This window comes from Actinomycetota bacterium, from assembly GCA_041658565.1.
Classification (GTDB): Bacteria; Actinomycetota; AC-67; order AC-67; family AC-67; genus JBAZZY01.
The window spans coordinates 79,804-103,559 of sequence record JBAZZY010000001.1 but is presented as its reverse complement, the minus strand read 5'-3'; the positions used below and the strand labels follow the sequence as shown (position 1 = coordinate 103,559).

20 protein-coding genes and 2 rRNA genes are annotated in these 23,756 nt (G+C 64.6%); 5 read left to right on the top strand and 17 right to left on the bottom strand.

Annotation, left to right across the window (positions count from 1 at the left end; translation table 11 throughout):
* Window positions 1–54: 54 nt before the first annotated feature.
* Genes WDA27_00540 through WDA27_00510 form a run of 7 tightly spaced genes read right to left on the bottom strand, consistent with a single transcriptional unit; the run spans window position 55 to window position 5,360 of the window.
* Window positions 55–900, bottom strand: a complete 846-nt coding sequence (locus WDA27_00540) for a hypothetical protein (GenBank protein ID MFA5889435.1) — start codon at window positions 898–900, stop codon at window positions 55–57.
* A 13-nt stretch (window positions 901–913) separates the two neighbouring features.
* Window positions 914–1,600, bottom strand: a complete 687-nt coding sequence (locus WDA27_00535; protein ID MFA5889434.1) for a glycosyltransferase — start codon at window positions 1,598–1,600, stop codon at window positions 914–916.
* The gene (locus WDA27_00530; GenBank protein ID MFA5889433.1) at window positions 1,597–2,532 is read right to left on the bottom strand and encodes a copper transporter; all 936 of its coding nucleotides are present in this window, start codon (window positions 2,530–2,532) and stop codon (window positions 1,597–1,599) included. Before WDA27_00530 ends, WDA27_00535 begins: the two co-directional genes overlap by 4 nt.
* The gene (gene steA, locus WDA27_00525) at window positions 2,529–3,722 is read right to left on the bottom strand and encodes a putative cytokinetic ring protein SteA (GenBank protein ID MFA5889432.1); all 1,194 of its coding nucleotides are present in this window, start codon (window positions 3,720–3,722) and stop codon (window positions 2,529–2,531) included. The genes WDA27_00530 and steA overlap by 4 nt, the downstream gene beginning before the upstream one ends.
* 14 nt (window positions 3,723–3,736) lie before the next feature.
* A complete protein-coding gene (locus WDA27_00520) occupies window positions 3,737–4,594 on the bottom strand; it encodes an NAD(+)/NADH kinase (protein MFA5889431.1) in 858 nt (285 codons plus the stop codon).
* On the bottom strand, window positions 4,591–5,208 hold the full coding sequence (locus tag WDA27_00515) for an SAM-dependent methyltransferase (protein MFA5889430.1): 618 nt from the start codon (window positions 5,206–5,208) through the stop codon (window positions 4,591–4,593). The genes WDA27_00520 and WDA27_00515 overlap by 4 nt, the downstream gene beginning before the upstream one ends.
* 23 nt (window positions 5,209–5,231) lie before the next feature.
* Window positions 5,232–5,360 (bottom strand): hypothetical protein, encoded by a 129-nt coding sequence (locus tag WDA27_00510; protein MFA5889429.1) that lies wholly within the window; start codon window positions 5,358–5,360, stop codon window positions 5,232–5,234.
* A gap of 68 nt (window positions 5,361–5,428) precedes the next feature.
* Here WDA27_00510 and WDA27_00505 point away from each other — a divergent pair, with 68 nt between their 5' ends.
* Window positions 5,429–5,764, top strand: coding sequence for an alkyl sulfatase (locus WDA27_00505; protein MFA5889428.1), 336 nt, complete (start codon window positions 5,429–5,431; stop codon window positions 5,762–5,764).
* 4 nt (window positions 5,765–5,768) lie between these two features.
* A complete protein-coding gene (locus WDA27_00500) occupies window positions 5,769–6,521 on the top strand; it encodes a rhomboid family intramembrane serine protease (GenBank protein MFA5889427.1) in 753 nt (250 codons plus the stop codon).
* Between the two features lie 15 nt (window positions 6,522–6,536).
* Here the strand turns inward: WDA27_00500 and WDA27_00495 are convergent, their stop codons facing one another.
* A complete protein-coding gene (locus WDA27_00495; protein ID MFA5889426.1) occupies window positions 6,537–7,772 on the bottom strand; it encodes an HAD-IIA family hydrolase in 1,236 nt (411 codons plus the stop codon).
* 84 nt (window positions 7,773–7,856) lie between these two features.
* Between WDA27_00495 and WDA27_00490 the strand changes: the two genes are divergently transcribed.
* Window positions 7,857–9,113 (top strand): DUF1015 domain-containing protein, encoded by a 1,257-nt coding sequence (locus tag WDA27_00490; GenBank protein ID MFA5889425.1) that lies wholly within the window; start codon window positions 7,857–7,859, stop codon window positions 9,111–9,113.
* Between the two features lie 17 nt (window positions 9,114–9,130).
* Window positions 9,131–10,054, top strand: coding sequence for an MBL fold metallo-hydrolase (locus WDA27_00485; protein ID MFA5889424.1), 924 nt, complete (start codon window positions 9,131–9,133; stop codon window positions 10,052–10,054).
* Here the strand turns inward: WDA27_00485 and WDA27_00480 are convergent.
* The 7 genes from WDA27_00480 to tyrS all read right to left on the bottom strand — a co-directional run bounded on the left by WDA27_00480 (window position 10,051) and on the right by tyrS (window position 18,867).
* Window positions 10,051–10,764, bottom strand: coding sequence for a Type 1 glutamine amidotransferase-like domain-containing protein (locus WDA27_00480; GenBank protein MFA5889423.1), 714 nt, complete (start codon window positions 10,762–10,764; stop codon window positions 10,051–10,053). The genes WDA27_00485 and WDA27_00480 overlap by 4 nt on opposite strands.
* A 7-nt stretch (window positions 10,765–10,771) precedes the next feature.
* On the bottom strand, window positions 10,772–11,332 hold the full coding sequence (locus WDA27_00475; GenBank protein ID MFA5889422.1) for a hypothetical protein: 561 nt from the start codon (window positions 11,330–11,332) through the stop codon (window positions 10,772–10,774).
* Window positions 11,333–11,460: 128 nt separating this feature from the next.
* Complete coding sequence (locus WDA27_00470; GenBank protein ID MFA5889421.1) at window positions 11,461–11,940, bottom strand: hypothetical protein; 480 nt, start codon at window positions 11,938–11,940, stop codon at window positions 11,461–11,463.
* A gap of 159 nt (window positions 11,941–12,099) precedes the next feature.
* Window positions 12,100–13,446, bottom strand: coding sequence for a group II intron reverse transcriptase/maturase (gene ltrA, locus WDA27_00465; GenBank protein ID MFA5889420.1), 1,347 nt, complete (start codon window positions 13,444–13,446; stop codon window positions 12,100–12,102).
* 562 nt (window positions 13,447–14,008) lie between these two features.
* A 5S ribosomal RNA gene (rrf, locus tag WDA27_00460) occupies window positions 14,009–14,125 on the bottom strand.
* Window positions 14,126–14,196: 71 nt separating this feature from the next.
* Window positions 14,197–17,295 (bottom strand): 23S ribosomal RNA (locus tag WDA27_00455).
* 297 nt (window positions 17,296–17,592) lie between these two features.
* A complete protein-coding gene (gene tyrS / locus WDA27_00450) occupies window positions 17,593–18,867 on the bottom strand; it encodes a tyrosine--tRNA ligase (protein MFA5889419.1) in 1,275 nt (424 codons plus the stop codon).
* Window positions 18,868–18,980: 113 nt separating this feature from the next.
* Between tyrS and WDA27_00445 the strand changes: the two genes are divergently transcribed.
* On the top strand, window positions 18,981–21,425 hold the full coding sequence (locus tag WDA27_00445) for a PBP1A family penicillin-binding protein (GenBank protein ID MFA5889418.1): 2,445 nt from the start codon (window positions 18,981–18,983) through the stop codon (window positions 21,423–21,425).
* Here the strand turns inward: WDA27_00445 and WDA27_00440 are convergent.
* Window positions 21,415–22,026, bottom strand: coding sequence for a DNA-3-methyladenine glycosylase (locus WDA27_00440; GenBank protein ID MFA5889417.1), 612 nt, complete (start codon window positions 22,024–22,026; stop codon window positions 21,415–21,417). The two genes, WDA27_00445 and WDA27_00440, sit on opposite strands and share 11 nt — an antisense overlap.
* Window positions 22,023–23,753, bottom strand: a complete 1,731-nt coding sequence (gene polX, locus WDA27_00435) for a DNA polymerase/3'-5' exonuclease PolX (GenBank protein MFA5889416.1) — start codon at window positions 23,751–23,753, stop codon at window positions 22,023–22,025. The genes WDA27_00440 and polX overlap by 4 nt, the downstream gene beginning before the upstream one ends.
* Window positions 23,754–23,756: the final 3 nt, after the last annotated feature.

Here is a 23,756-nt window from a genome sequence, read left to right as displayed (position 1 = left end):
CGTGGGAGAACGGTCACCGCAGGAACGAAAGCACCACCAGCCAAGCTGACGCGGCTAGGGTTCGCGAACCCGGCCGGTAAGGTCGAATGCGCGAAGCGGCGGAACGGCGCTGATGATTCTCGACAGGCCGGGCCGGTCCGCGACCAAGTGCATCAACGCCAGTGCGGACAGAGCGCTCACGCGGGCCGTCGGTGATCCGGAAAGGACCGTTACCCATCCCACGAGGGCACCCAACGCATTCGCACCGACATCTCCGAGCATCGTTCGTTCTCGCAGGTCAAACGGCAAGAATGCGACCACCGCGCCCAGCCCTGCGGCGAGGAGCGGCGTCGCGGTTCCCGCTACGACCATGAGTGGGATCGCCGCGACGACGAAGATCTTGCACGCCCGCCCCGGACGCAGATCGAACAGATTCCACAGGTTCGCAGCCATGGCCACGACCGCGGCGTCGACCAGTGTCCACAGCGTGCCGCGGCCCATCGGTGCCGCGACCAGCAGCGCGAGCGCGATTCCTCCACCGAGCTTGATCGCTCCCGATGAGGGCCGCCCTCGGCCGAGGGCGCGAGCGTGCGCGCGCCACCCGCGTTCGCCTGCACTGCCCGCGAGATCGTCCCACAATCCCAGAAGCGCGAAGCCAAGCACCCCGGCGACACAACTCACCGAAATTCCGGCGGTGGTCGTGATCGAGGCGGACGCCTGGGTGAACGCGCGAATAACGGCGGGGAGCGCCGCCCCGGCCAGAAACCCGAGAACGACGGCGAATCCCGCAGCCGACGGCAGCGCGATACCACGGTAGTTCGCGCGTGTCGGCCCCGCGCCCGCGGCGATGTACATTGCGGCGCGGCGCGACACCGCCGCTCCGACGAATCCGCACGCAACCGCCAGGATCACAGAACCCATAGTCATCTGTCTATCACGCCCCGCGCCTAATGGCCCGGCGCGTCAGCACGCAGAAGATGTCCCACCCTTGGCGACCCCGATGACGGAACCCCCGCACGTCCCGCCCGGTGCGGGCGTGGGAGATCTCGAACGGGACCTCGACCACTCTTCCCCCCCGACGCAGCACATCCACAGTCAGCCCGACTTCGATACCGAATCTCGGGGCGAGTGCCACCGCGCGCAACATCTCCCCGCGTACCGCACGCTGGCCCGACAGAGGTCGCTCCATGCGACGCCCAGTCAGGCGCTCGATTCCCCATCGCGCAAAACCCTCCACCAGGCCGAATCCACTCGGACCCGTCACCGGCGGACAAGCCACAGACATGTCGGCCTCACCTCGCAGGAGCGGATCCAGGAGAGCCGCCGCAACACCAGCGCTCTCACCCAGGTCTGCGTCGATGAGCAGTACGAGGTCGGCCTGGATCCGGCCAAGACCGTAGGCGAGCGCACCCCCTTTCCCGAGGCGACGCTTGAGCCTTAGCACGCGGGCGCCGGCGGCCGCGGCCGCGGCTGCAGTGCCGTCGGTCGATGCATCGTCTATAACCACGACGCCATCTACGCCTGCGATCCCGAGCAGGGTTTGCACGGTCACCGAGATGCGCTGGGCCTCCTCGCGAGCAGGCACGAGCGCTACAACCGCCGGTCTGTCTGTGGCGCTCACGCTTTACCGGTCGGGACCGGAGTCGGCGCAGGAACAGGCGCGATTGCGCTTGCCCCGCGTCGTACGCCGTACGCGACGGCGCGCTTCCCTGCGGCAAGATCCCTGAGTCCCGAGACGAGTGCCAGCAGGCCCGGGAGTGTGTCTGCATGGTCGACGGTCACAACGCGCGCTCCCAAATCCCGGTCCTGCCGGACCAATTCGGCCAGCGATTTCACGGAGGACAGCGGTTCGGCCAGCGCAGTCGGCACCCGCGCGGCAACAGCACGCAGCAATGGCAGGACGAACTCGTCCGGCGACGGGTTCTCCGCCCGAGCCCCGGAGGCCATGTAGACGATCAGCGACCCCTTGGAAGGAAAGATCCGACCGGCGTCACCCGTCACGTCCGCAAAGCCGCTCCGCACGAGCGATCCAATCACATCACCTTCGGAACGAACGTCCCCGGGAGCCACGAGACGAGCGGCGATCTGCGACGCCGCGGCTTCGAGAAGATCCGGGACTTCGGCGTCCGCGGGAAGCCGCAGAGCCAGGGCCAGTTGCTCGCGCGAGGTTCGGTCGTCGAGTCGCCACTTCGCGGAGAACTCGATACGGCCGGAAGGAATTCCCCCCGCGGTCACAATCGCGTCGGAAACGTCGCCCGGCGTTTCACCTTTCAGGCCGTCGGCCACCAGCAGCACGACGCGCTTACCCTTCAGCCGATCCTGCATGAGTCCGGGAACCAGAGCGTCCGCGAATCTGTCCCACAACGCGATTTCACGCTTGAACTCACTGTTTTGCTCGCGCAGCGCGTTCTGCTGATCTCGGAGCGAGTTCCCGAGGCGGCGCAGGTTCCGGACCAGCCCTTGATCAACGACGGTCGTGCCCGCGATCACTCCCAACGCAAGCGCAAGGAACACCGCGATGAGCGACACAATGTGATAGCGAAGGTTGATCATCCGACGATGGAGTGGAAGACGTTCCGGAACCAATCGGCGACGAGACGTGCCCACAGGTGAAGCCCCGGGGACGCGAATGCCGCGGCGAGCATTGCAACCAGTGCCGATCCAACGAGGATCAGCATGTCACGCGTGCGCACCTGCGTGCGATACAAGCGATTCACTCCTTTGACATCCACGAGTTTGGGACCGACTTTCAGCCGCGTGACGAACGTGCTCGCCATCCCTGCTCGTCCCTTGTCCAAGAACTCGACCAGGTTGTCGTGTGCGCCCACCGCCACGATCAACTCGGCGCCGTTCTCGTAGGCCATCAGCAGTGCAATGTCCTCGCTCGTTCCCGCACTGGGGAATACGTGCGCATCAACGCCGAGTCCCTGCACTCGCTCCAGGCCCGGCGCGCGCCCGTCCGCGTACGCGTGAACGACGATCTCGGCGCCACAAGTGAGCGCGCCGGTGGAAACCGAATCCATGTCTCCGATAATCACGTCCGGGTGCAACCCCTCTTCGATCAACGCATCGGCAGCCCCATCGACGGCGATCAGTGCCGGCCGCATGTCCGCGATATAGCTCCGAAGCGTCCTGAGGTCCTCGCGGTGCTCGTTCCCTCGAACGACCACAACCGCGTGCCGGCCTTCGATCCGCGTTCGCAGCTTGGGCAAGCCTTCCCCACGCAAGACGAGATCCCGCTCTGCCTGCAAGTACTCCATCGTGTTGCGCACGAAACGCTCGAGCTGATCCCCCATCGACGCCTGCGCCGCGCTCATGGCTCGATCGAGTTCCGCGCCCTCCAGTCGGGTGCCGCGACCGACGGCGACGGCCTCGCGGTAGACCGCATCCCCTCTGATCTCAATCGGGTCCCCGTCGCGAATGGCCTCGAGAATCCCCTCGCCCACGTTGTCGACCAGCAGAATGCCGGCGCGCGCCAGAACCAACGGGCCGGCGTTGGGGTAGCGACCTGTAATCGAGCGATGGCAGTTCAGAACGGCCGCGACACCCCTTTCGACGAGCCCTTCAGCAGAGGCTTGGTCCAAATCCTCGTGAAGGATCACGGCAATCTCGCCCGGACGCACCCGATGCAGCAGGTTCTTTGTCCGGTGGTCGATCCGCGCCACGCCGACAACGACACCCGACTCGGAACGAATTCCGCGCAAGCGGCGGCGAGGTCGCTCTCGGCCCTTCCGCAGCCGCATTCCGGCCGCCATGGTCAGCGCCGTCCTCCGGGAAGCTCAAACTTCCTGTGAACCATCCGCCAGAACGGGGTCGAATCGATCGTTGCCAGTCGCACCCCGCGCGCCTGCGCGCGAAGCCGAATCTGAGCGTTCGCCGACAGCGCGACCGCTTCCTGGCCGTCAGCCGAAAGTCCTCCTACGTCGAGGGCCGGAAGGACGTTGATCAGCACCTCTTCATCGGGCGGGACGATCACCGGCGCTCGGAACAGGCCGTGCGGCGAGACCGGCGTAACGATCAAGCAGTCGATCTTCGGTGAAACCACCGGGCCGCCCGCCGAGAACGAGTACGCCGTCGAGCCGGTCGGCGTCGCAATAATGATGCCGTCGGCGGCAATAGAAACAAACGGTTCGCCCCCGATCGACACCGCCAGCTTGATCGCGCGACCAATCGACGCCTTCTCGATGATGACGTCGTTCATGGCCCACACCGGCGTCGTTCGCTCGCCGTCGACGATCTCCCCCGCCAGCACCATCCGATCCTCGACGTGGAAGCCGCCCTCGAGGATGTGAACCAGTTCGGACTCCAGATCTCCTCGCTCGATCGCCGACAAGAAGCCGAGACCGCCAAAGTTCACCCCTAGCAGCGGCACTCCGCGGGGTCCGACCATTTCCGCCGCACGAAGCAGCGTCCCATCCCCTCCGAGCACAAACACCAGATCCAAGTCGTCGGAGAATTCAGTGACGGGTGTCACCGTGGACCCCGGCACGCGCGCGGCATCGCTCTCCAGTGCGACGACTTCAATCGATTGTGCGCGCAAGAGTTCCGCGAGCCTGCCCGCAGTCGCTGCAGCCTCCGGACGGGCACCGTGCAGCACGATCCCGACTCGCTTCACGGCGCAGCCTCTATCGCCGCATCGATAACCTCATCGGAGGCGTCGACACCCTCGCGTCCGAATAGAAGGAAGAACTCTCGGTTCCCCTTAGGACCTGTCAACGACGACGGAGCGGCCCCGAGAAGAACGCATCCGCGCGCGCGGTACGCATCGGCCACCGAACGGGCGGCGGCACTCCAGTCCTCAGGCGCGCGCACCACGCCGCCACGGGGAACCCGGGCACGAGGAAGCTCGAACTGCGGCTTCACCATGACGAGCAACCGCCCTCCCTCCCCGGCAACCGACACCAGAGCATCGGCGACGACCGCCAGCGAGATGAACGACAAGTCGGCGACGACCAGATCGACCACGCCTCCAACGGATTCCGCCGTGAGATTTCGGACATTGGTGCGCTCCACGACCTGCACCCTTGGGTCGGTGCGCAGTTCCCACGCCAGTTGGCCGTAAGCCACGTCCACAGCAACAACCGAGACGACCCCGCGCGAAAGCAGACAGTGAGTGAAGCCGCCGGTCGCCGCACCGGCGTCCAGCGCGCGCATACCTGCGACGTCCAACTCGAGCACGCGCAGCGCTCCGTCGAGCTTCTCGCCCCCGCGCGACACGAACCGGCCCATCCGGAGGGCCACCTCCCCGGGATTCACGCCTTCGGAGCGTCGTCGAGCGAGGCGCGCAAACCCTGCTCGATCACCTCAAGTTCGGCCGCACGCTGGTCGAGCGGAAGCTGCGCAATGCGCTCCAGTTCATTATCGATCCGGGGTTCATCCATCGAACCAACTATACGCCGTCCGGCGGCCGGGGCCCGCGCGCCCGGGCGCGCTTGGTATCCTCGTGCCCGTGGCAACCACCGACGACATCGAACAGTCCCTGCGCTCCCTCATGGACGGCTTGGATCAGGCCGACCCGCCGCCTGGGTCGATTCCGGACAGGACGATCCTGTGCATCGTCCCCGACCTCGGAACTGCGTACCGCGCCGAGATCCGCGACGCGCGCATCCTCGAGGTCGAGGCGGCAGATCCGAAGTCCCACGCCGACGTTCGCATCACCGCGCGAAGCGACGATCTCATCGCCATGATCCAGGGACGACTGCCGGTCGGACCGGCCTTGCTGATGCGGCGCGTTCGCGTGGACGCGTCCCCCGCGGACCTCCTGCTGCTGCGCCGTTTCTTCTAGAGACATGATCCCGCTTCGCGACGACAACCCGATTCGCCGGGGCGCGATCGTTGTTCCCGCTCTGATCGTGATCAACCTCGTGATGTTCATCTTCGTCCAGCCCAGCTTCGGAGCCGGCACGACGGAGCAACGAAACTACGCAGTCTGTTCTGCAGCGATCCCCTACGAAATCACTCATGGGAGGTCTGCCGCGGAGGCCGCGCGCCGAGGAGACGTGGACCCGTCCAGCTCCATCGTGAGAGTCCAGGAGGCGTTCTGCCCAAACAAGAACGTGTGGTTATCGGTGCTGCGCTCGATGTTCCTGCACGCCGGCTTTCTGCACATCGCCGGCAACATGCTGTACTTGTGGATCTTCGGCAACAACATCGAGGACCGCCTCGGGCGCGCGCGATTCCTGCTCTTCTATCTTCTGTGCGGCCTCATCGCGACCTTCGCGCAGTCCTTTGTCTCGCCGGATTCGGGTACTCCGATGGTCGGAGCTTCGGGAGCGATCGCCGGCGTCCTGGGGGCGTATCTGCTTGCGTTCCCCCGCGCACGGGTGCGCACACTCGTGATCTTCTTCTTCATCACGATCGTCGACCTGCCCGCGGTGGTCGTACTTGGACTCTGGTTCCTACTGCAGGTCTTCCAGGGGCTTGGGTCCGTCACCGGGAGCACCGGCGTCGCATACATGGCCCACGTGGGAGGCTTCATCGCGGGCATGCTCCTGCTGGGGCTCTTCAGGCCACGGCGTCCGCCGGCGCGTCTGTCACTCTGAGATGGCAGTTGCCACTCAAGCAAACGGCAATCTCAAACGCATGAGCGTGGCCGTGCTCGGACACTCCCGAGCAATCTGTCGATGCTCGATCACCGCCGGTGGAGCGTCCTCGCGCGCAAACGGACGGAAGCCGCACAAAACGAAGAACTCCTCGGCGCCATCAGTCGCCAGGTAGACATCCCTGTGGCCGGCCTCAGCAATCCTGCGCAGCACCGCCCCTACGACGAGCGTGCCCACTCCGGCTCCGCGACATGCCTCGTCCACCCCAACTGAGCGCAGGATCGCCGATTCGCCCGCGAGTTCCCAAGCTCCCGTCCCAATCACTTTCCGATCCACCTCGGCAACCACTGTTCTTCCCAGACGCTCCCGCGCAGCCCCGGAAATCAACCCTCCGGCGTGCAGAATGCCTGCGATATGTGGGAGATCCGGCCCGGTCGCCGACCGCACCTTCGCGAAAGGGCGGTCGACGAGCAGGTCGCTTAGCCGACGGACGATGAAATCCGGCCAGACGCGCGCGACTGCCAAGTCGGGAACGCCCGAGGCGCCGGAAAGCACCAGCACACACGGCCATCCGGCGGTGTGTGCCGCGAGGATGTCGGTGTCCAAGCGATCCCCAACCGCGAGCGCGGGCGTTCCTCCCAGCCGCTCGGCCGCGATCTCCAGCATGGTCGGATCCGGCTTGCCCGCGACCGCCGGTTCGACTCCGGAGGCAGTCCGCAGCGCCGCGACGATCGCGCCGGCTCCCGGCACCAAGCCCTCGGGGTAGGGATAGGTCGCGTCCGCGTTGCTCGCAATGAACGTGGCCCCTTTTCGAATCGCCAAGGTCGCGGCGCGGAGCTTGTCATAGGTCAAGTCCCGATCGATGCCGACCACGACGACCGACGCGTCCGAGCCCTCTTCGAGGCTGGCGAGTCTCGCGCCGACCGAGGCAACTGCGGCGCGCAATCCCTCACCGCCTATGACAAAAGCCAGCCGGCCGCGCACGCCGGGGACATCCCGATCGAGCATGTGCGCGGTAGCGTCGGCGCTCGATACGATTTCCGAAGCCGTCGCCCCCGCGCCCATCCGGTCGAGTTTCCGCACGTACGTGTCGGCCACCTCGGCTGAGTTGTTTGTTACGAAGCACACGCGCTTGCCGGCGTCCCTGAGCGCGCGGATGGTCTCGGGAGCCCCGGGAATCGGGTCGTCCCCCTTCCACACCACACCATCGAGGTCGAAGGCGAATCGCTGAAAGGCCTGGGCGAGAATCACGGCACGGCAGTGTAACCGCTCGCGATTTGTCCGGCGCACAGTGCGCATTCGCCCGCCCCGCGCCCGGAGTGCTATACACGGGACATGCCTGAAGTCACGCCCTTTCGCGGTCTCCGCTACGACCCCTTAGTCGCCGGAGATCTCAGCACCGTGGTCTCCCCTCCATACGACGTCATCTCGCCGACGCAGCGTGAGCAGTTCGAAGCTTTGAGCCCGTACAACGTCGTTCGCCTCGTCCTCCCCCAACCAGTCCCCGGCGGTCCAGACCAAACACGCTACGAGCGCGCGCGCGCCCAGCTCGACGAATGGGTCAGCTCCGGCGTCTTGCGTCGTGACGACCGGGAATCCCTGTACGTCTACGAGCAGCGATATGTGCTCGACGGTGTGAGGCGCACGCAGCGAGGCATCCTCGCTGCAGTCACCTTGGCCGAGCCCGCAGACGGCGGAGTGCTTCCCCACGAGCGCACATACGCCAAGATCGTGGAAGACCGGCTAAGCCTTCTGCGCGCCGCCGAGACCAACCTGGACTGCGTCTTCTGCGTCTACGACAGCGACGACGCCGCAGCCCACGCCGCGATCGACGCAGCAGCCTCCGCAGAGCCCGCCGCGCAATTCACCACACCCGACGGCATCGAACACCTCGTATGGTGCTTGAGCGACCCCCAAGCCGTCGGCGCAGTCACGCGCGCAATTGAAAAGGCGTCGGTGGTAATCGCGGACGGGCACCATCGCTGGCGCACCGCCCAGACCTACCGCGACGAACGCCGCGCGATCGACGGGCCGGGCCCATGGGATGCCAAGATGACGTTCCTCGTGGACGCTTCGCGCTTCGGTCCATCATTGCTTCCCATCCACCGGGTTGTCGAAGGAATCACCTCCGAGGACGCACTGGCAAGACTGTCGGCCGTATTCGACATCGAGCCTGCCGCCGGTGATCCGAAGACCCTCGCCGCTGAACTCGCCGGTCGACAAACGGGCGGCCGCACGTTCTGCATGCTCGACGCTTCGCAGTCCTGGTGGCTTACTCTGCGCGACCACGCAGCCGAGGCGGAGGCCATGCCGGCCAACCGGTCGCAGGCGTGGAGGGATCTCGACGTCTCGGTGCTGCACGCACTTGTCTTCGACCGCCTGCTCGACGGGATCACCCCGCATTTCGTGCACAGCCCCGTCGAGGCAGTCGAAGAGATTTCCCAGGGCCGCGCCACGCTCGCCTTCCTGCTGGCCCCAATGCCGTTCGACGCGGTTCGGGCAGTAGCCGAAGCCGGTGACGCCATGCCTCAGAAATCGACCTATTTCATTCCGAAACCCGCCACGGGCGTCGTTCTGCGCCCGCTGGACTGACAGAGGCGAAGCCGCTCATGCCGAACACGATTCAGTTAGAGGGCGGCATCGTCGCAATCGACACCGAGATGGCGGGGATGAGCGAACTGGTCGCCGGTTTCCTCATCCCCGGCGACCGTCCGGCACTCTTCGAGACGGGACCGGCGACGGTAGCTGCGACGCTCGTCGCCGGCCTCGCGCAACTCGGCATCGGTGCCGGGGATCTTGCCTACATCGTCGTTTCGCACATTCACCTAGACCACGCCGGTGGAGCCGGCGACTTGGCCGCGTTGTTCCCGCGCGCGCAGATCATCGTCCACCGCGACGGCGCGTCGCACCTGGCGGACCCGACGAAGCTCATGGCGAGTGCCGCTCGCGTCTTTGGCTCTCGGTTGGACACCCTGTTCGGTCCCCTTCAGCCGGTTCCGGTCGAACGGCTGCGCGCGGTCGACGCCGGCGACATCATCGACCTCGGTGCCGGCCGCACTCTCGAGATCATCCAGGCAACGGGACACGCGCGACACCACATGGCCGTCCAGGACTCGGAATCGGGCGTCATCTTCGTCGGGGACGCAATGGGCGTGTACCTGCCCGAAGCCGACGTGCTGCGACCGGCTACGCCCCCACCGGATTTCGACTTAGACCTCGCTCTGTCAACACTGCGAAGGTTCCGCGAGCGCCGGCCTTCCGGGTTGTATCTAACGCACTTCGGACCTGCGCCGGCCGACCGGGACATGCTGGTCGAGGCAGAGGAGCGCCTCGTGCGTTACGGCGACATCGTCCGGGACGCGATGGCCGAGTCGCACGACATCGACTTCCTCGCCGAGCGGTTGCTAGAGCGCACCGCCGCCGACTACGCCGCCGTTCACGATCGTCCGGAACTCGTGGCGAAGTTCGAGGCCCTCAACGCTTTTCGCTCAAGTGCCGCCGGATACCTTCGGTATTTCTCGACTCACCACTAGATTAGGTCGAAGCGCTCGCCGTTCGCACGCCACGGACCCGCGTGCTCGCCGCCGATGACGCGTGCTCGACCCGCCCCCGCGACGATGGCGTGAGTCCCGTGCAAGAGAACTGCAGTGTCCTCGTCGATCCCGATGACTGAGCACGACCGGCTGATCTCGTCCGCGAGCGCTTCGGCCTCAGTCCAGCGATCAAAATGAGGAACAACAGCATATCCCTGCAATATCCCGAGCCCCGGGGTCCACAACGTCGGCGTCCCGTGCCCGTCTTCGGGCCGGTGCACAAGCGCCCAGTCCCCCAGCGCCATCGCGCCGGCCGACGACCCGACGAGCCACGCACCGGCCTCGCGCGCGACGAGGAACCCTTCCCACAGCGGGGAACCCTCCAACGCGGTAAGCAGCCGGGCAGTCTTTCCTCCGGAGATGTACAACAGGTCCGCGCGCTCGACGATACGGACGTTGTCGGGGTCCTCTGCGTGCGCCCGGTCGATCACCATCAGCCCCACGCTGCGCGCTCCGAGTCGCCAAAAGTGCTCGATTCCACGCAGCGCCCAATCCTGCGGATCTTCCCCTCCTGCGGCCGTCGGCAAGATCACCACGTTGGGCGCCGGACCAATGGACTCCAGGATCTCCCGATCGATGTCCGCCATGGCGGGCGTGAACTCGCCACTGCCCACGAGGGCAATGTGCGAGTGTCGCCGTGGATCCCGCACGACCGCCCTACTGCGGCGCCGCCGCCAGGGACTCCAGGCCGCCGCGAAGGCGATCCCGCGCGGCGGGACTGCGTGCTGCTCGCAGCGCAGACTCCAGTAGATCTCGCCCAACCTCCGCCCGCCCTACGTCGGCGAAGCTGCGGGCTCGCACCACCTGTGCGTCGGCCCAGACCGGAGCCGACACATCTTCGGGCTTCAGGGGGGCCAGGAAGTCCCTCGCCCGCTCCGGGCGTCCAAGGCGCCGGTAGCACTCCGCGATCGCAGGGTCGAAGGAGCAATCGCCCGTGAACCGACGATAGGCCAGCAATTCCTGCGATGCCTCGTGCCAACGATCCGTGTGCCATGCCGCGACGCCGATTACCCGGCGGACGGACGACGAACGCGGCGCCATCTCTTTCACCCGACATGCCGCGCGGTACGCGGCCTCTCGCCTGCCTTCCGCCTCCGCCCGACGAGCCTTGGTCATCCACGCCACTGCGTCGGCGCCACGCCCCGGCTTCGCCGCCCTTTGAAGTTCCAACTCCAGCGCGCGCGGCAACCGCTCTGAGTCTTTGATTGGGGGTCTCACACAGCAAGTGTACCGGCGCGCGCGGGCTCCCGAATGCTCGCGCGCACACATGGGCCCAGAACGACAGCTCGACACGGCCGGGAACACGAAAGGCCGGCAGAGCCGGCCCTTCGTCGAATCACGAGAACCTATGGGCAGCTAGCGCCCACGGTGTGGAACGAGTTCGGCGCCTCATCCGGCATCAATGCCGGAATCGACGCTGTGATACACCCCACGGCATCGGCGGCCAAGTCAAGGTGCTCGGAGTCGTAGACTGCCTCACCGGTCGCGGACTCCACGCGGGTGAGCGTGATCTCCGTGTTCTCGAACCCGAGCCCATCGAGATAGGCGGTGAGCGTCTCATCCGTGAGCGAATACGGGTTGACGTATCGCACGGACACGAAATCGGACCCCGGGTTGATGATCCGGCCGTCATAGCCCGTATCCTCGCCCCAGACGTCCTCCGCGATGCACACTGCGGCATTCGAGTTCACCGATCCGACTGCATCCACCCCGCTGAATACCACGATGTTCGAGGCGCACCACTCGCCGGCGTGTGCGCCCAGGGGTACCAAGGATCCCACCAGCGCAATCGATGCGACTAGACCCCAGGTCTTTATGCTCCTCATTCGTCCCTCCGATGCAGCAGCCAGGTTCAGCCGCCCTCGACGTGTTTGCCAACTGATTCGCCGCGCGATGGCCCGATTCCTTCATCCGGCGCCCGCCCCAACGCGCCCAGAGCGCAGAGGAGGAAATCGAGTAGGGGGCGGGGGTTTACCCCGCCCCTCTCACACCACCGGACATGCGGGCCCGCATCCGGCGGTTCGCAAAGACTCCCTGACACGGCGGTAAGCCTCGGTGAAGCCAACAAGGCCGAGGGCTGACCAATAGGCGTTGGGCATCGCTCGCTGAAGTGGGGCAGAACCTGCGGTGCGCCAGGAGCCCTTTCGCGTGTTGGCCCACTCATAGGCCTTCTGCTTGGGAATCCCCAAAGATCGAAGCATCCGAACCTTGGTGCGTATCCGCTTCCACTGCTTCCAACGAGCCTGCCGGAGCCTGCGGCGAAGCCACTGATCGAGTTCGTCGAAAGTGCTCGGCGTGTCGGACAGGCCGAAGTAGTTCACCCAGCCGCGAATGTAGGCGTTGACCTCGCGGATGCGGCGCTCCATCGACACACCCCTGCTGCGGGATGTCAGACGCCGGATGCGATCCTTGGCCTTGCGTTTTGCCAACGAATCGATCCGGACACCAACCGTCCCTTTCCGTTTCAAGAGTCCAAAGCCGAGCAGATGCGCTCGCGTAGCGGAAACCACTTTGGATTTTGAACGGTTCACGCGGAGCTTCAATCGCTTCTCGATGAATCCGCAGATACTCTCGAAGACGCGCTGCCCCGCCCGCTCGCTTTCGACGTAGATCGTTAAGTCATCGGCGTAACGGACGAAGCGATGCCCTCGCTTTTCCAACTCCTGATCCAAATCGTCGAGCATGACATTGGCGAGCAGCGGCGAAAGTGGCCCCCCTTGCGGGGTTCCTTCCTCGGTCCGCACACACACGCCAGCGTCCATCACGCCCGCGTTCAGCAAAGAGCGGATCAGCTTGCGCACTTGCTTGTCTTTTACCTTTCTCGCAACCCTCGCCATGAGCATGTCGTGGTTGATCCGGTCAAAGAAACGATCCAGATCAATCTCCACGACCACCTCCGAGCCCTCCTCAACGAAACGCCGGGCCGCATTCACGGCTTGATGCGCGCTGCGGTTCGGACGGAACCCGAAACTCTGCTCGGAAAACGTCGGGTCGAAGATCGGAGTGAGCACCTGCAAGATAGCCTGCTGGATCACACGGTCTTGCACCGTGGGCACCCCCAGGACTCGCACGCCGCCATCGGGCTTTGGAATCTCCACCCTGCGAACGGGTGCGGGTTGGTAGGCGCCAGCGTCGAGCGCAGCATTGATCGCGGGCCAGTGCGTGCGCCAGTGCGATCGCAGCTCTTGGGTGGACACCCCATCGATACCGGGAGCGCCCTTGTTCCGCTCAACACGTCGGATCGCCCGTTCGATGTTCGAGACGGCGAAAACGTCGTCCCACAGAGAACGGGTGGGGTGAGGATCTTCGATGCCGGGCACCGGCAAACGCATCTGCTCTGGAACGGAGGTCCGTGGATTCACCACGTCGGCACCGTCCCAGGCCCGTCCACGACGGGTTGGCTGCACTTTGCGCGTCTGCACGAGCCGGACATGATCGTCCTTTCGCTTTACGTTCGGCCCTTCGCGACGAACAGCGTCACTACTATGGCCTCTGCTGACTTCTGCCGGGTCCGCCGGCGCATCGCTGCGACAGCGGTCAGGCGATGGCTCGACCTCAGCCATGCTTGTGCTCTGACACTCCGGCAGATCTCCCGGGATAAGCACAACCACTTTCCCCCTACGCCCGCCGCATTTACGGAACGACCCTTCGGTGGGTACGGACTTCGCTGTGCCATGCCAGCTCATCCAGGTCGTCCCGCCTCATATGCGGTTCGTGTTCCTCGGTGCAGGGTTTCGCCTCCGGCTTCCTCCCCACCCCACCTCGCGGTGACGCAGTTGCCTTTGGCTCGGACTACGGACCACCTCCGCGTCCAGAGGACTTTCACCTCCAAGCGATTGCACATGCCCGGCGTACATAGGCCGAGGCCGGTCCAATTGGACCGGCCTCGAAGTGTCTCGGCGGCGTCCTACTCTCCCACGCAGCTGCCCGCGCAGTACCATCGGCGCTGGAGGACTTAACTTCCGGGTTCGGGATGGGACCGGGTGTGACCCCTCCGCCATGGCCACCGAAACTCTATTTGGGGATTGCGCCCCACGTTTGTCAATCTACGGGCACATTGAGCACCCTATAGCGAGCGTGAGCGAACCAAGGCCTCGGCCTATTAGTACCGGTCGGCTCCACGTGTTGCCACGCTTCCACCTCCGGCCTATCAACCCGCTAGCCTTGCGGGGGCCTTACCAGGTTTCCCTGTGGGAGACCTCATCTTGGAACGAGCTTCCCGCTTAGATGCTTTCAGCGGTTATCCCTTCCGCACATCGCCAACCAGCCATGCTCTTGGCAGAACAACTGGCACACGAGAGGTGCGTCCGTCCCGGTCCTCTCGTACTAGGGACAGCCTTCCTCAAGTCTCCTGCGCCCATGGTGGATAGGGACCGAACTGTCTCACGACGTTCTAAACCCAGCTCGCGTACCGCTTTAACCGGCGAACAGCCGGACCCTTGGGAGCTGCTCCACCCCCAGGATGCGACGAGCCGACATCGAGGTGCCAAACCAGGCCGTCGATGTGGACTCTTGGGCCTGATCAGCCTGTTATCCCCGGGGTACCTTTTAGCCGTTTAGCAACGGCGCTTCCACACGCCACCGCTGGATCACTAGACCCTGCTTTCGCATCTGCTCGACCCGTCGGTCTCGCAGTTAAGCTCCCTTGTGCTCTTACACTCGACGCACGATTGCCAACCGTGCTGAGGGAACCTTTGGACGCCTCCGTTACCTTTTGGGAGGCAACCGCCCCAGTCAAACTGCCTGCCTGGCGCTGTCCGAGATCCGGATAACGGACCCTCGTTAGACGCCCAGCACGAGAAGAGTGGTATTTCACCGTTGGCTCCACAAGGGCCAAAACCCCTGCTTCAACGCCTCCCACCTATCCTACGCAACTCGAACCGAACACCAACACCAAACTACAGTAAAGGTCCCGGGGTCTTTCCGTCCTACCATGGGTAGGCCGCATCTTCACAGCCAATGCAATTTCGCCGAGTCTCTGGTCGAGACAGCGCCCAAGTCGTTACGCCATTCGTGCAGGTCGGAACTTACCCGACAAGGAATTTCGCTACCTTAGGACCGTTATAGTTACGGCCGCCGTTTACCGGCGCTTCGGTTCAGAGCTTCGCCTTGCGGCTAACCCCTCCCCTTAACGTTCCGGCACCGGGCAGGCGTCAGAGGGTATACAGCGCCTTACGGCTTCGCACCCTCCTGTGTTTTTAGTAAACAGTCGCTTGGGCCTGGTCACTGCGACCGCAGTCAGCTCGAGGAGCAAGTCCTCTCACTGGCCACGGCACCCCTTCTTCCGAAGTTACGGGGTTAGATTGCCGAGTTCCTTGACCAGAGTTCTCTCGATCGCCTTAGTATTCTCTACTTGCCCACCTGAGTCGGTTTGGGGTACGGGCACCTTTTCCACTCCCTAGAAGATTTTCTCGGCAGCATAGGATCAGCGGCTTCTGTCCAATGACATCGGCATCACGCCTCAGGATTGCCCCCGCGGATTTGCCTACGGAGACTCCCTACACGCTTGCCCCGGGTCGACCAACGCCCGGGCCCGCCTACCTTCCTGCGTCCCTCCATCGGTTACCTAATAACACGCGGGTCGGTAGCCCCTGACGGGATTCCCTTAGCAGCATGCGTTCGGTCTTGTCGCGAAAACGGTGGTACAGGAATATCAACCTGTTGTCCATCGACTACGCCTCTCGGCCTCACCTTAGGACCCGACTAACCCTGGGCGGATGAACCTTCCCCAGGAACCCTTGGGCATTCGGCGGAGGGGTTCCTCCCCCCTCTTTCGCTACTCATACCGGCATTCGCTCTTGTCACGCATCCACGGCTGGGTTACCCCGCCGCTTCACCCGCGTGACGATGCTCCCCTACCGAACCGATCGCTTGGACCTATACGGCACCCCGCATAGGCCGGCTTGTGATCGATTCCCGCAGCTTCGGTGACGTGCTTGAGCCCCGTTACATTTTCCGCGCCCAACTACTCGACCAGTGAGCTGTTACGCACTCTTTCAAGGATGGCTGCTTCTAAGCCAACCTCCTGGCTGTCTACGCGGTTGGACATCGTTTCCCACTTAGCACGTTCTTTGGGACCTTAGCTGGCGATCTGGGCTGTTTCCCTCTCGACTACGGACCTTAGCGCTCGCAGTCTCACTGCCGTGCTTAGCGTTGCGGTATTCGGAGTTTGCCTGAGTTCAGTAAGCTTGTAGGCCCCCTAGCCCAAACAGTGCTCTACCCCCGCAACGGAACACACGACGCTGCACCTAAATGCATTTCGGGGAGAACCAGCTATCACTGAGTTTGATTGGCCTTTCACCCCTATCCACAGCTCATCCGCCCATTTTTCAACATGAGTCGGTTCGGTCCTCCACGCGGTCTTACCCGCGCTTCAACCTGGCCATGGATAGATCACTCAGCTTCGGGTCTACGCCACGCGACTAATCGCCCTATTCAGACTCGGTTTCCCTACGGCTCCGGGACACCCCTTAACCTCGCCACGTAACGTAACTCGCCGGCTCATTCTTCAAAAGGCACGCCGTCACTCCCCTACACCGGTTTCCCGGCGCGGATTGCTCCGACGGTTTGTAGGCACACGGTTTCAGGTACTATTTCACTCCCCTCCCGGGGTACTTTTCACCTTTCCCTCACGGTACTAGTTCACTATCGGTCGCCAGGTAGTCTTTAGCCTTAGGGGGTGGTCCCCCCGGATTCACGCCGAATTTCACGTGCTCGGCGCTACTTGGGATGCCACTCGGGAGGTTCATCACCTTTCGGATACGAGGCTCTTACTCGCTGTGGCCGGCCTTTCCATGCCGTTCTCCTAGGTCTGAACTTTGTAACTCCCTGAGAGGTCCAGCGTCCTCTCTGAATGGTCCCACAACCCCCGCACGACAACGCCGCTGGGCTATCACGTCGTGCGGGTTTGGGCTGTTCCCGTTTCGCTCACCGCTACTCAGGGAATCGCGTTTGCTTTCTCTTCCTCCGGGTACTGAGATGTTTCACTTCCCCGGGTTCCCTCCACTCCGCCTATGTGTTCAGCGGAGCGTGACTGGCCATTACGCCAGCCGGGTTGCCCCATTCGGAGATCCTCGGATCGAAGCCTGCTTGGCGGCTCCCCGAGGCTTATCGCAGCCTGCAGCGTCCTTCATCGGCTCCTGGCGCCAAGGCATCCACCGTGTGCCCTTATTACCTTGGCTCTTTGATGCTCACGCTCGCTATGGAGTTCTCAAAGTTTGGACCCGTTGGCCCAACTTCCGGTTCGCTTCCAAAAAAAGGTCGGTGACCTTCCGGTCACCGACAGCCTCCCGCGGCGCGCGCGGTCCTAGCGGCTGTCCTTGCTTGGAGTTGAATCGAGAAGTCGCACTAAGCGGGATCCTCTCGGCTCGAGGACACTCGCCTTCGAACCGGATGCGTATGCTACGCCGCCCCCTAGGGAGTGTCAACCGATGTCGTTTGCAGCGGCCACCGGATGCCGCAAACCGGGGCAAACGGATCTAGCGGAGGAAGCGAAGCAGCGCGAAGGACCGTTTTCCGGCCCGAAGGACCATGATGGTCTCAGACGACAGTTCGGTCGCGCCGAGAACAGCATCCGCCGACTCCATGCGCCGGTTCCCGACGTAGGCGCCCCCTCCGTCGACCAACCGGCGAGCCTCTCCACGGCTCCGGACGAGGGCGGACTCCACGAACGCATCAGTGACGGTGATCGAGCCGAGCCTCGTCGCCGGAACCTCCGCCGAGGCGACGTCGGCGAAGATCTCGAGTAACTCTGACTCGTTCAGCCCCTGCAGGTCCCCGCCGAACAACGCAGCGGTCGCCCGCTCGGCCCGGGCCAACCCGCCTTCCCCGTGCACCAGCTCTGTGAGTTCCCGCGCCAGACGACGCTGGGGGTCGCGACGCGCAGGGTTCGCTTGCCCGGAAGCCTCCAGCGCGCGGATCTCCTCTTGAGGTACCTCAGTGAACAGGCGCAAGAATGAGCCGGCGTCGGCATCCGGGGCGCGGACGAACCACTGGTAGAAGGCGTATGGACTGGTCAGTCGCTCATCCATCCAGACTGCGCCCGCGGCGGTCTTCCCCATCTTCACGCCGTCGCTGCGAGTCACTAGCGGAGTCGTGAGCCCGAACAGGTGCGCCCCCCGCATGCGGCGTCCAAGATCGACGCCTGCGGTGATATTGCCGTACTGGTCGGACCCGCCCGTCTGCATTTCGCAGCCGTACGTCTCATGGAGATGAACGAAGTCGTAGGCCTGCATCAGCATGTAGCTGAACTCCGTGTAGCTGATGCCGGCATCGCCCTCAAGGCGCGCCTTCACCGATTCCCTGGCAAGCATCACGTTGACCGAGAAATGCTTCCCTACGTCCCGAAGGAAGGCGACAAAGGACATGTCCCGGAACCAGTCTGCGTTGTTCAGCACCAGCGCCGGGTTCCCGGGCGCGTCGAAGTCAAGGAATCGGCCGATCTGCTCGCGGATCCCCGTGACGTTGGCCTCGATCGCCTCATCGCTCAATAAGTTGCGCTCTTGGCTCCGTCCGGTCGGGTCTCCCACCATTCCGGTTGCCCCGCCGGCGATGGCGATCGGACGATGCCCCGCCCGCTGTAGCCGCCGCAACAGCGTGAGTTGCATGAGGTTCCCGATGTGCAAAGACGGTGCGCTCGGGTCAAAGCCGCAGTAGACGGTGATCGGACCCGAGCCAAGACGGGCCGGGAGGTCGTCTCCTCCCGTCCACTGGTGCGCGATCCCGCGCCAACTGAGATCCTCGAAAAGGCCCATGTTCCCTCGGATGTCGGATGCTACCAGCCGACCGCGGTCGCACGTTTGGGATTCCCCCTTCTGCCCGCCACGCCTCGCGCCCGGTAGCATGAGGGCACCGTCCGCCGTCACCCATGAAAGCACCGTTCAGCGGCATTTCGCGGATCGCCGCGCGCGCCGCGCCGGCGGTCCTTTTAGTATTGCTCGCATCCTGCGTCTCGGTGCCGCATCTCGATGACGAACTGGCGCGCACGGCGCGTGTCGACCAAACCACCAAGATCCTGGCGCGCGACGGGACGGTCCTGGCGGTCTTGCACGCAGAAATCGATCGCGAACTCGTTCCGCTGTCGCAGGTGCCCAAGGCCGTCCGCAAGGCCGTCCTGGCAATTGAAGATTCTCGTTTTTATGAGCATCGCGGCGTCGACTTCCCCGCGGTGGTGCGTGCAGTGATACGCGACGCGGCATCCGGTCGCGTCGTCGAGGGCGGCTCCACCATCACGCAACAGTTGGTGAAGAACACGCTGAACGATCGCGAGCGAACTCTCTCCCGAAAGATGCGAGAGGCGATGCTTGCTCGCCAGATGGAAGCCCGCATGACCAAGAACGAGATCCTCGAGCAATACCTCAATACCGTGTATTTCGGCCGCGGCGCTTACGGGATCCAAGCGGCGGCACATGCCTACTTCGGGTGCAACTCCTCGCGTCTTACGCTTGCCCAGGGCGCACTTCTGGCGGGAATGATCCGCGCGCCCTCTCGCTACGATCCGCTAACGGACCCCGCAGCGGCCAAAGCCCGCCGAGCGACCGTCCTAAGCCGCATGTTGCACCTCCGCATGATCGCTCGTCCTGCCTTCGATGCCGCGCGCGCAGAGCCCCTCGGGCTTCACTCCCGGCCCGAGACCGACCGCTACGCCGCCCCGTACTTCGTCGAACACGTCAAGGACTTGATCTTCGACGGGGCCGCGGGACTCGACGAGCTTGGCGACACCCGGGCAGACAGAGTCAACGCCGTCTTCAAAGGAGGGCTGCGGATCCACACCACGCTGGTGCCTCGATTGCAGCGGGCGGCCGAACATGCAGCGTTGTCGACACTCACCGAACCGAGCGATCCGCACACCGCATTCGTCGGAATCAATCCCCGTGACGGAAGCATCGTCGCGATGGTCGGCGGTCGGGACTTCTTCGACGCACGGGATCCGTACGCGAAGTTCAATCTAGCGACGCTCAGCCGCCGACAACCCGGCTCTGCATTCAAACCGTTCACGTTGGTGGCTGCCCTTGAGGACGGCGCCTCCCTCACGAGTAGGTACCGCGCCGGTAGTCGCATCTCCATCCGTCTGCCGTCCGGGGAAACCTGGAACGTCGCAAACTACGAAGGCGGCAACTTCGCCGGCAGCATGTCGCTCAAGCAGGCCACCGCACTCAGCGTCAACGTGGTCTACGCCCAGGTAGTTCGCGACGTCGGCGCAGACCACGTAGTCGACGTCGCACGCCGCATGGGGATCACGGCGCCGCTATCTGCCGTTCCCTCGATCGCCCTCGGCTCCCAAGAAGTGAGCCCGCTAGATCTCGCCGGTGCCTATTCGACCCTGGCGCGCGGAGGTAAGCAGATGCCTCCCGTCGCCATCACCAAGATCACCGATGCGGCGGGCAAGATCTTGTACCGATCCCAGGCGAAGCCGAAGTCCGCGATCTCTCCCGCGGTCAACGCGCTCACTGTGGAAGCGCTGCAAGAGGTGATGCGCACGGGGACCGGCCGCCGCCTGGCTACGGGGTTTCCGGTGGCCGGGAAGACGGGAACCTCCGACGAGTATCACGACGCATGGTTCGCGGGCTTCACTCCGACGATGGTCGGCGTGTCCTGGGTCGGATTTCCACGCGCGCAGATCTCGATGCGCCCGCCGCGCACTCGGATCCGCGTCTACGGCTCTTCCTGGCCGGGGCGGATGTGGCGCGAGTTCATGCTCGAAGCGCACCGCGGCGTGCCCGCCAAGGCATTTCCTCGCCCCAAGGACCTGCTCGTCACCGTCGGCGTTGATCGGCTGCGCGGGTGCCTGCCGAATCGCTTTACCCCCAGATTCCTTGTGCGGCAGCGGTCATTCCTGCGGGGAGAAGAACCGACCACCGCATGCGACGAACCTACCTCGCACACCGTCGATGCCGTTCCGGACGTCCGTGGTGCCGCGCCCAGTGCCGCCAGGCAGATCCTGTGGCTCGCCGGACTCGACGTGCTGACGCGCGCGCGATACTGCCCGGAGCGCCCGCCTGGTGTCGTCTGCGCCCAAGAGCCCGCCCCCGGAACGCGCGCGCGTGTTGGTGATCGCGTGACGATCTGGGTGGGGGACGACACAGCCGTCGGTGCCGTCCCGATGGTCCTGGGCGATTCCTCCGCGCGCGCCCGAACCTCTCTGCAACGTGCTGGGTTCTCCGTCGAGTTCGTGACCGCCCCCAACGCAGAGCGCCCCAACGGGTGCCGGGACCCCGTCGTCACCGGAAGCGGGCGCGCGTGGGCTCAATCGCCGTGCGCCGAAGCGCCATACGGACGCGGCAGCGTGGTGACGGTCTGGGTCAACCCTTAGGGCGAACGGGGCCGGACACCCACGGGCTGCCGCGGACTGCGAAGCGCCAGGGCCGCCCGTCCTGCAGCCGACCCAAACCGATGCGCGGCGTTGCTTCCACTGCGCGATTGGACAGCCGCTCCCCGGGACACATGAACAGCGGCGAAGCGATCAGGTCCGCCCGGTTCTGCTCCCGCCCGATGGCAAAGGCCTGAGTCAATCGTGCTGGGCCGCGCGCCAGATCACGGTCCCGCACGCCGGCGCGGCGCGCGCGCATGAGGTCGATCCCTTCAATCGGCTCGACTGCGCGGAGAAGTACCGCGCCGGCGCGCCCCTCAGGGTCCGTGACGGCATTGAAGCAGTAGTGCATCCCGTACGTGAAGTACACGTACGCCCGGCCCGGGGCCTCGAACATCGGCGCGTTCCGCGGCGTGCGACCCCTGAATGCATGACTCGCCGGATCCTCTTGCGAGTACGCCTCCGCCTCGATCACAACACCTACCACTCGGCCTTCGTCGGTGTCGTGCACCAAGAGGCATCCGATCACGTCGCGCGCAACCTCCAGAGCGGAACGCTCGAAGAACTCGCGAGGAAGCGGGAGCGCGGCCGGCCCTCGATTCATCGCGGCGCGCGCTTGTCGGCGACGAACTTCCCGACCTCGCTCGCAGTCCGAGCATTCAAGACGTCGGACCGCTTCGCCCACCCGCGCTGAGCGGTTCCGATACCAAACCGAACGTTGTCCAGATGCTTGGGCGCGTGGGCATCAGTCGCGATTGAAATCGTCACTCCCCGCCGCGTCGCCCAGCGGACGTGTTCGTCGCGCAGATCAAGCCGGTCGGGGAAGCAATTGACCTCCAAGGCGGTTCCGGTTTCGGCGGCAACGCCGAAGAGCACTTCGAAATCAACGTCGATGGGTTCCCTTCGTCCAATCAACCGTCCGGTGGGATGGCCGATGACATTCACGAACGGGTTCCTCGCCGCAGCAATCAAGCGTGCAGTTGTCTCTTCGCGAGACAGTCGGAACAGTGAGTGCACGCTCGCCACGGTGATGTCGAACCCTGCGAGAAACTCGGCGTCGTAGTCGACCGAACCGTCGCGCCCGATGTTCAGCTCGCACCCGTGCAACAAGCGCATGTGCGGGAATCGCAGTTGGATCGTGGCGATCTTCTCCCGTTGCGCAAGAACAGCTTCCCGGCTCATCCCCGTCATCGCCAGGTTCTGCGCGTGGTCGGTGATGGCGAAGTACTCGAAACCACGCGCCGCTGCCGCTTCCACCATCACATCCAGCGACGCGATTCCGTCGGTGAGATCAGTGTGCGAGTGCAGATCCCCGCGCAGATCCGTCTGTTCGATCAGAGCCGGAAGATCCCCGGCGAGCGCCGCCTCGACCTCCCCCGTGTCCTCGCGCATCGCCGGTGGAATCCACGCCAGCCCGAGGGCGGCATAAACCTCTTCTTCGGTCGCCCCGGCAATGAGCCTTCCGTCGCACGCACGGAACAACCCCCATTCCGAAAGCTTCATGCCGGCCTTCATCGCCAGTTCCCGGATCTTGACGTTGTGCTCCTTCGAGCCCGTGAAGTAGATCAGCGCCGCCCCCCACGCGTTCGCGGGCACCACCCGAAGATCAATCTGCATGCCGCGGCGGGTTACAACGCTGGACTTCGTATCGCCCCGCGCAACCACCGACACCACATCGGGCATTTCGAGGAACGCGCCCATCACATGCTCCGAGTTTTCGGACGCCACGAGCACGTCGAGGTCGCCGATCGTATCCCGCATCCGCCGGACGGAGCCCGCAGGGACAATCGACTTCACGCCCGGAAGATTCTCCAGTTGTTCCACAACCCGCAGCGAGATCTCGATCGCCTCATCGATGCGCACGCGGTCCTGTGTCCGGCTGAGGTTCTGGAGCGCGCGGAAAAGGTTCAGCTCGGTCTTCTCCCCCAGGCCCTTCACGGCGCGCACGCGCTCGGACGCAATCGCATCCGCAAGTTCGCCGATGCCGGCGATCCCCAGTTCCTGATGCAGCAGCAGCGCACGTTTTGGGCCGAGACCGGGAACGCGCATCAGATCCCGCACGCCGGCCGGAACGGCCTCTCGCATATCCTCGAGTTCGTGCATGGTCCCGGCGTCAAGGTATTCGCGGACGCGCGCGGCCATGTGCTTGCCGACCGACGGGATTGCCAGGATCTCTCGATCGGACAGATCTCGCAGATCCCGAGGGTGTCCGCCTAGGGCGCGCGCGGCCTTCTCGTACGCTCGCACCCGGAATGCGTCGGCTCCGCCGATCTGCAACAAGTCCGCCCACTCGGTGAGCAGATCTTCGATCTCCTCGTTCACCCGCGGCATCAC

What these genes read in the sequence shown, in the direction of transcription:
- WDA27_00540 (MFA5889435.1), bottom strand. Translation starts at nt 900, where the DNA reads ATGGGTTCTGTGATCCTGGCGGTTGCGTGCGGATTCGTCGGAGCGGCG.
- WDA27_00530 (MFA5889433.1), bottom strand. Translation starts at nt 2,532, where the DNA reads ATGATCAACCTTCGCTATCACATTGTGTCGCTCATCGCGGTGTTCCTT.
- steA (MFA5889432.1), bottom strand. Translation starts at nt 3,722, where the DNA reads ATGCGGCTGCGGAAGGGCCGAGAGCGACCTCGCCGCCGCTTGCGCGGA.
- WDA27_00515 (MFA5889430.1), bottom strand. Translation starts at nt 5,208, where the DNA reads ATGGGCCGGTTCGTGTCGCGCGGGGGCGAGAAGCTCGACGGAGCGCTG.
- WDA27_00510 (MFA5889429.1), bottom strand. Translation starts at nt 5,360, where the DNA reads ATGGATGAACCCCGGATCGATAATGAACTGGAGCGCATTGCGCAGCTT.
- WDA27_00500 (MFA5889427.1), top strand. Translation starts at nt 5,769, where the DNA reads ATGATCCCGCTTCGCGACGACAACCCGATTCGCCGGGGCGCGATCGTT.
- WDA27_00490 (MFA5889425.1), top strand. Translation starts at nt 7,857, where the DNA reads ATGCCTGAAGTCACGCCCTTTCGCGGTCTCCGCTACGACCCCTTAGTC.
- WDA27_00485 (MFA5889424.1), top strand. Translation starts at nt 9,131, where the DNA reads ATGCCGAACACGATTCAGTTAGAGGGCGGCATCGTCGCAATCGACACC.
- WDA27_00470 (MFA5889421.1), bottom strand. Translation starts at nt 11,940, where the DNA reads ATGAGGAGCATAAAGACCTGGGGTCTAGTCGCATCGATTGCGCTGGTG.
- ltrA (MFA5889420.1), bottom strand. Translation starts at nt 13,446, where the DNA reads ATGCGTTTGCCGGTGCCCGGCATCGAAGATCCTCACCCCACCCGTTCT.
- tyrS (MFA5889419.1), bottom strand. Translation starts at nt 18,867, where the DNA reads ATGGGCCTTTTCGAGGATCTCAGTTGGCGCGGGATCGCGCACCAGTGG.
- WDA27_00445 (MFA5889418.1), top strand. Translation starts at nt 18,981, where the DNA reads ATGAAAGCACCGTTCAGCGGCATTTCGCGGATCGCCGCGCGCGCCGCG.
- WDA27_00440 (MFA5889417.1), bottom strand. Translation starts at nt 22,026, where the DNA reads ATGAATCGAGGGCCGGCCGCGCTCCCGCTTCCTCGCGAGTTCTTCGAG.
- polX (MFA5889416.1), bottom strand. Translation starts at nt 23,753, where the DNA reads ATGCCGCGGGTGAACGAGGAGATCGAAGATCTGCTCACCGAGTGGGCG.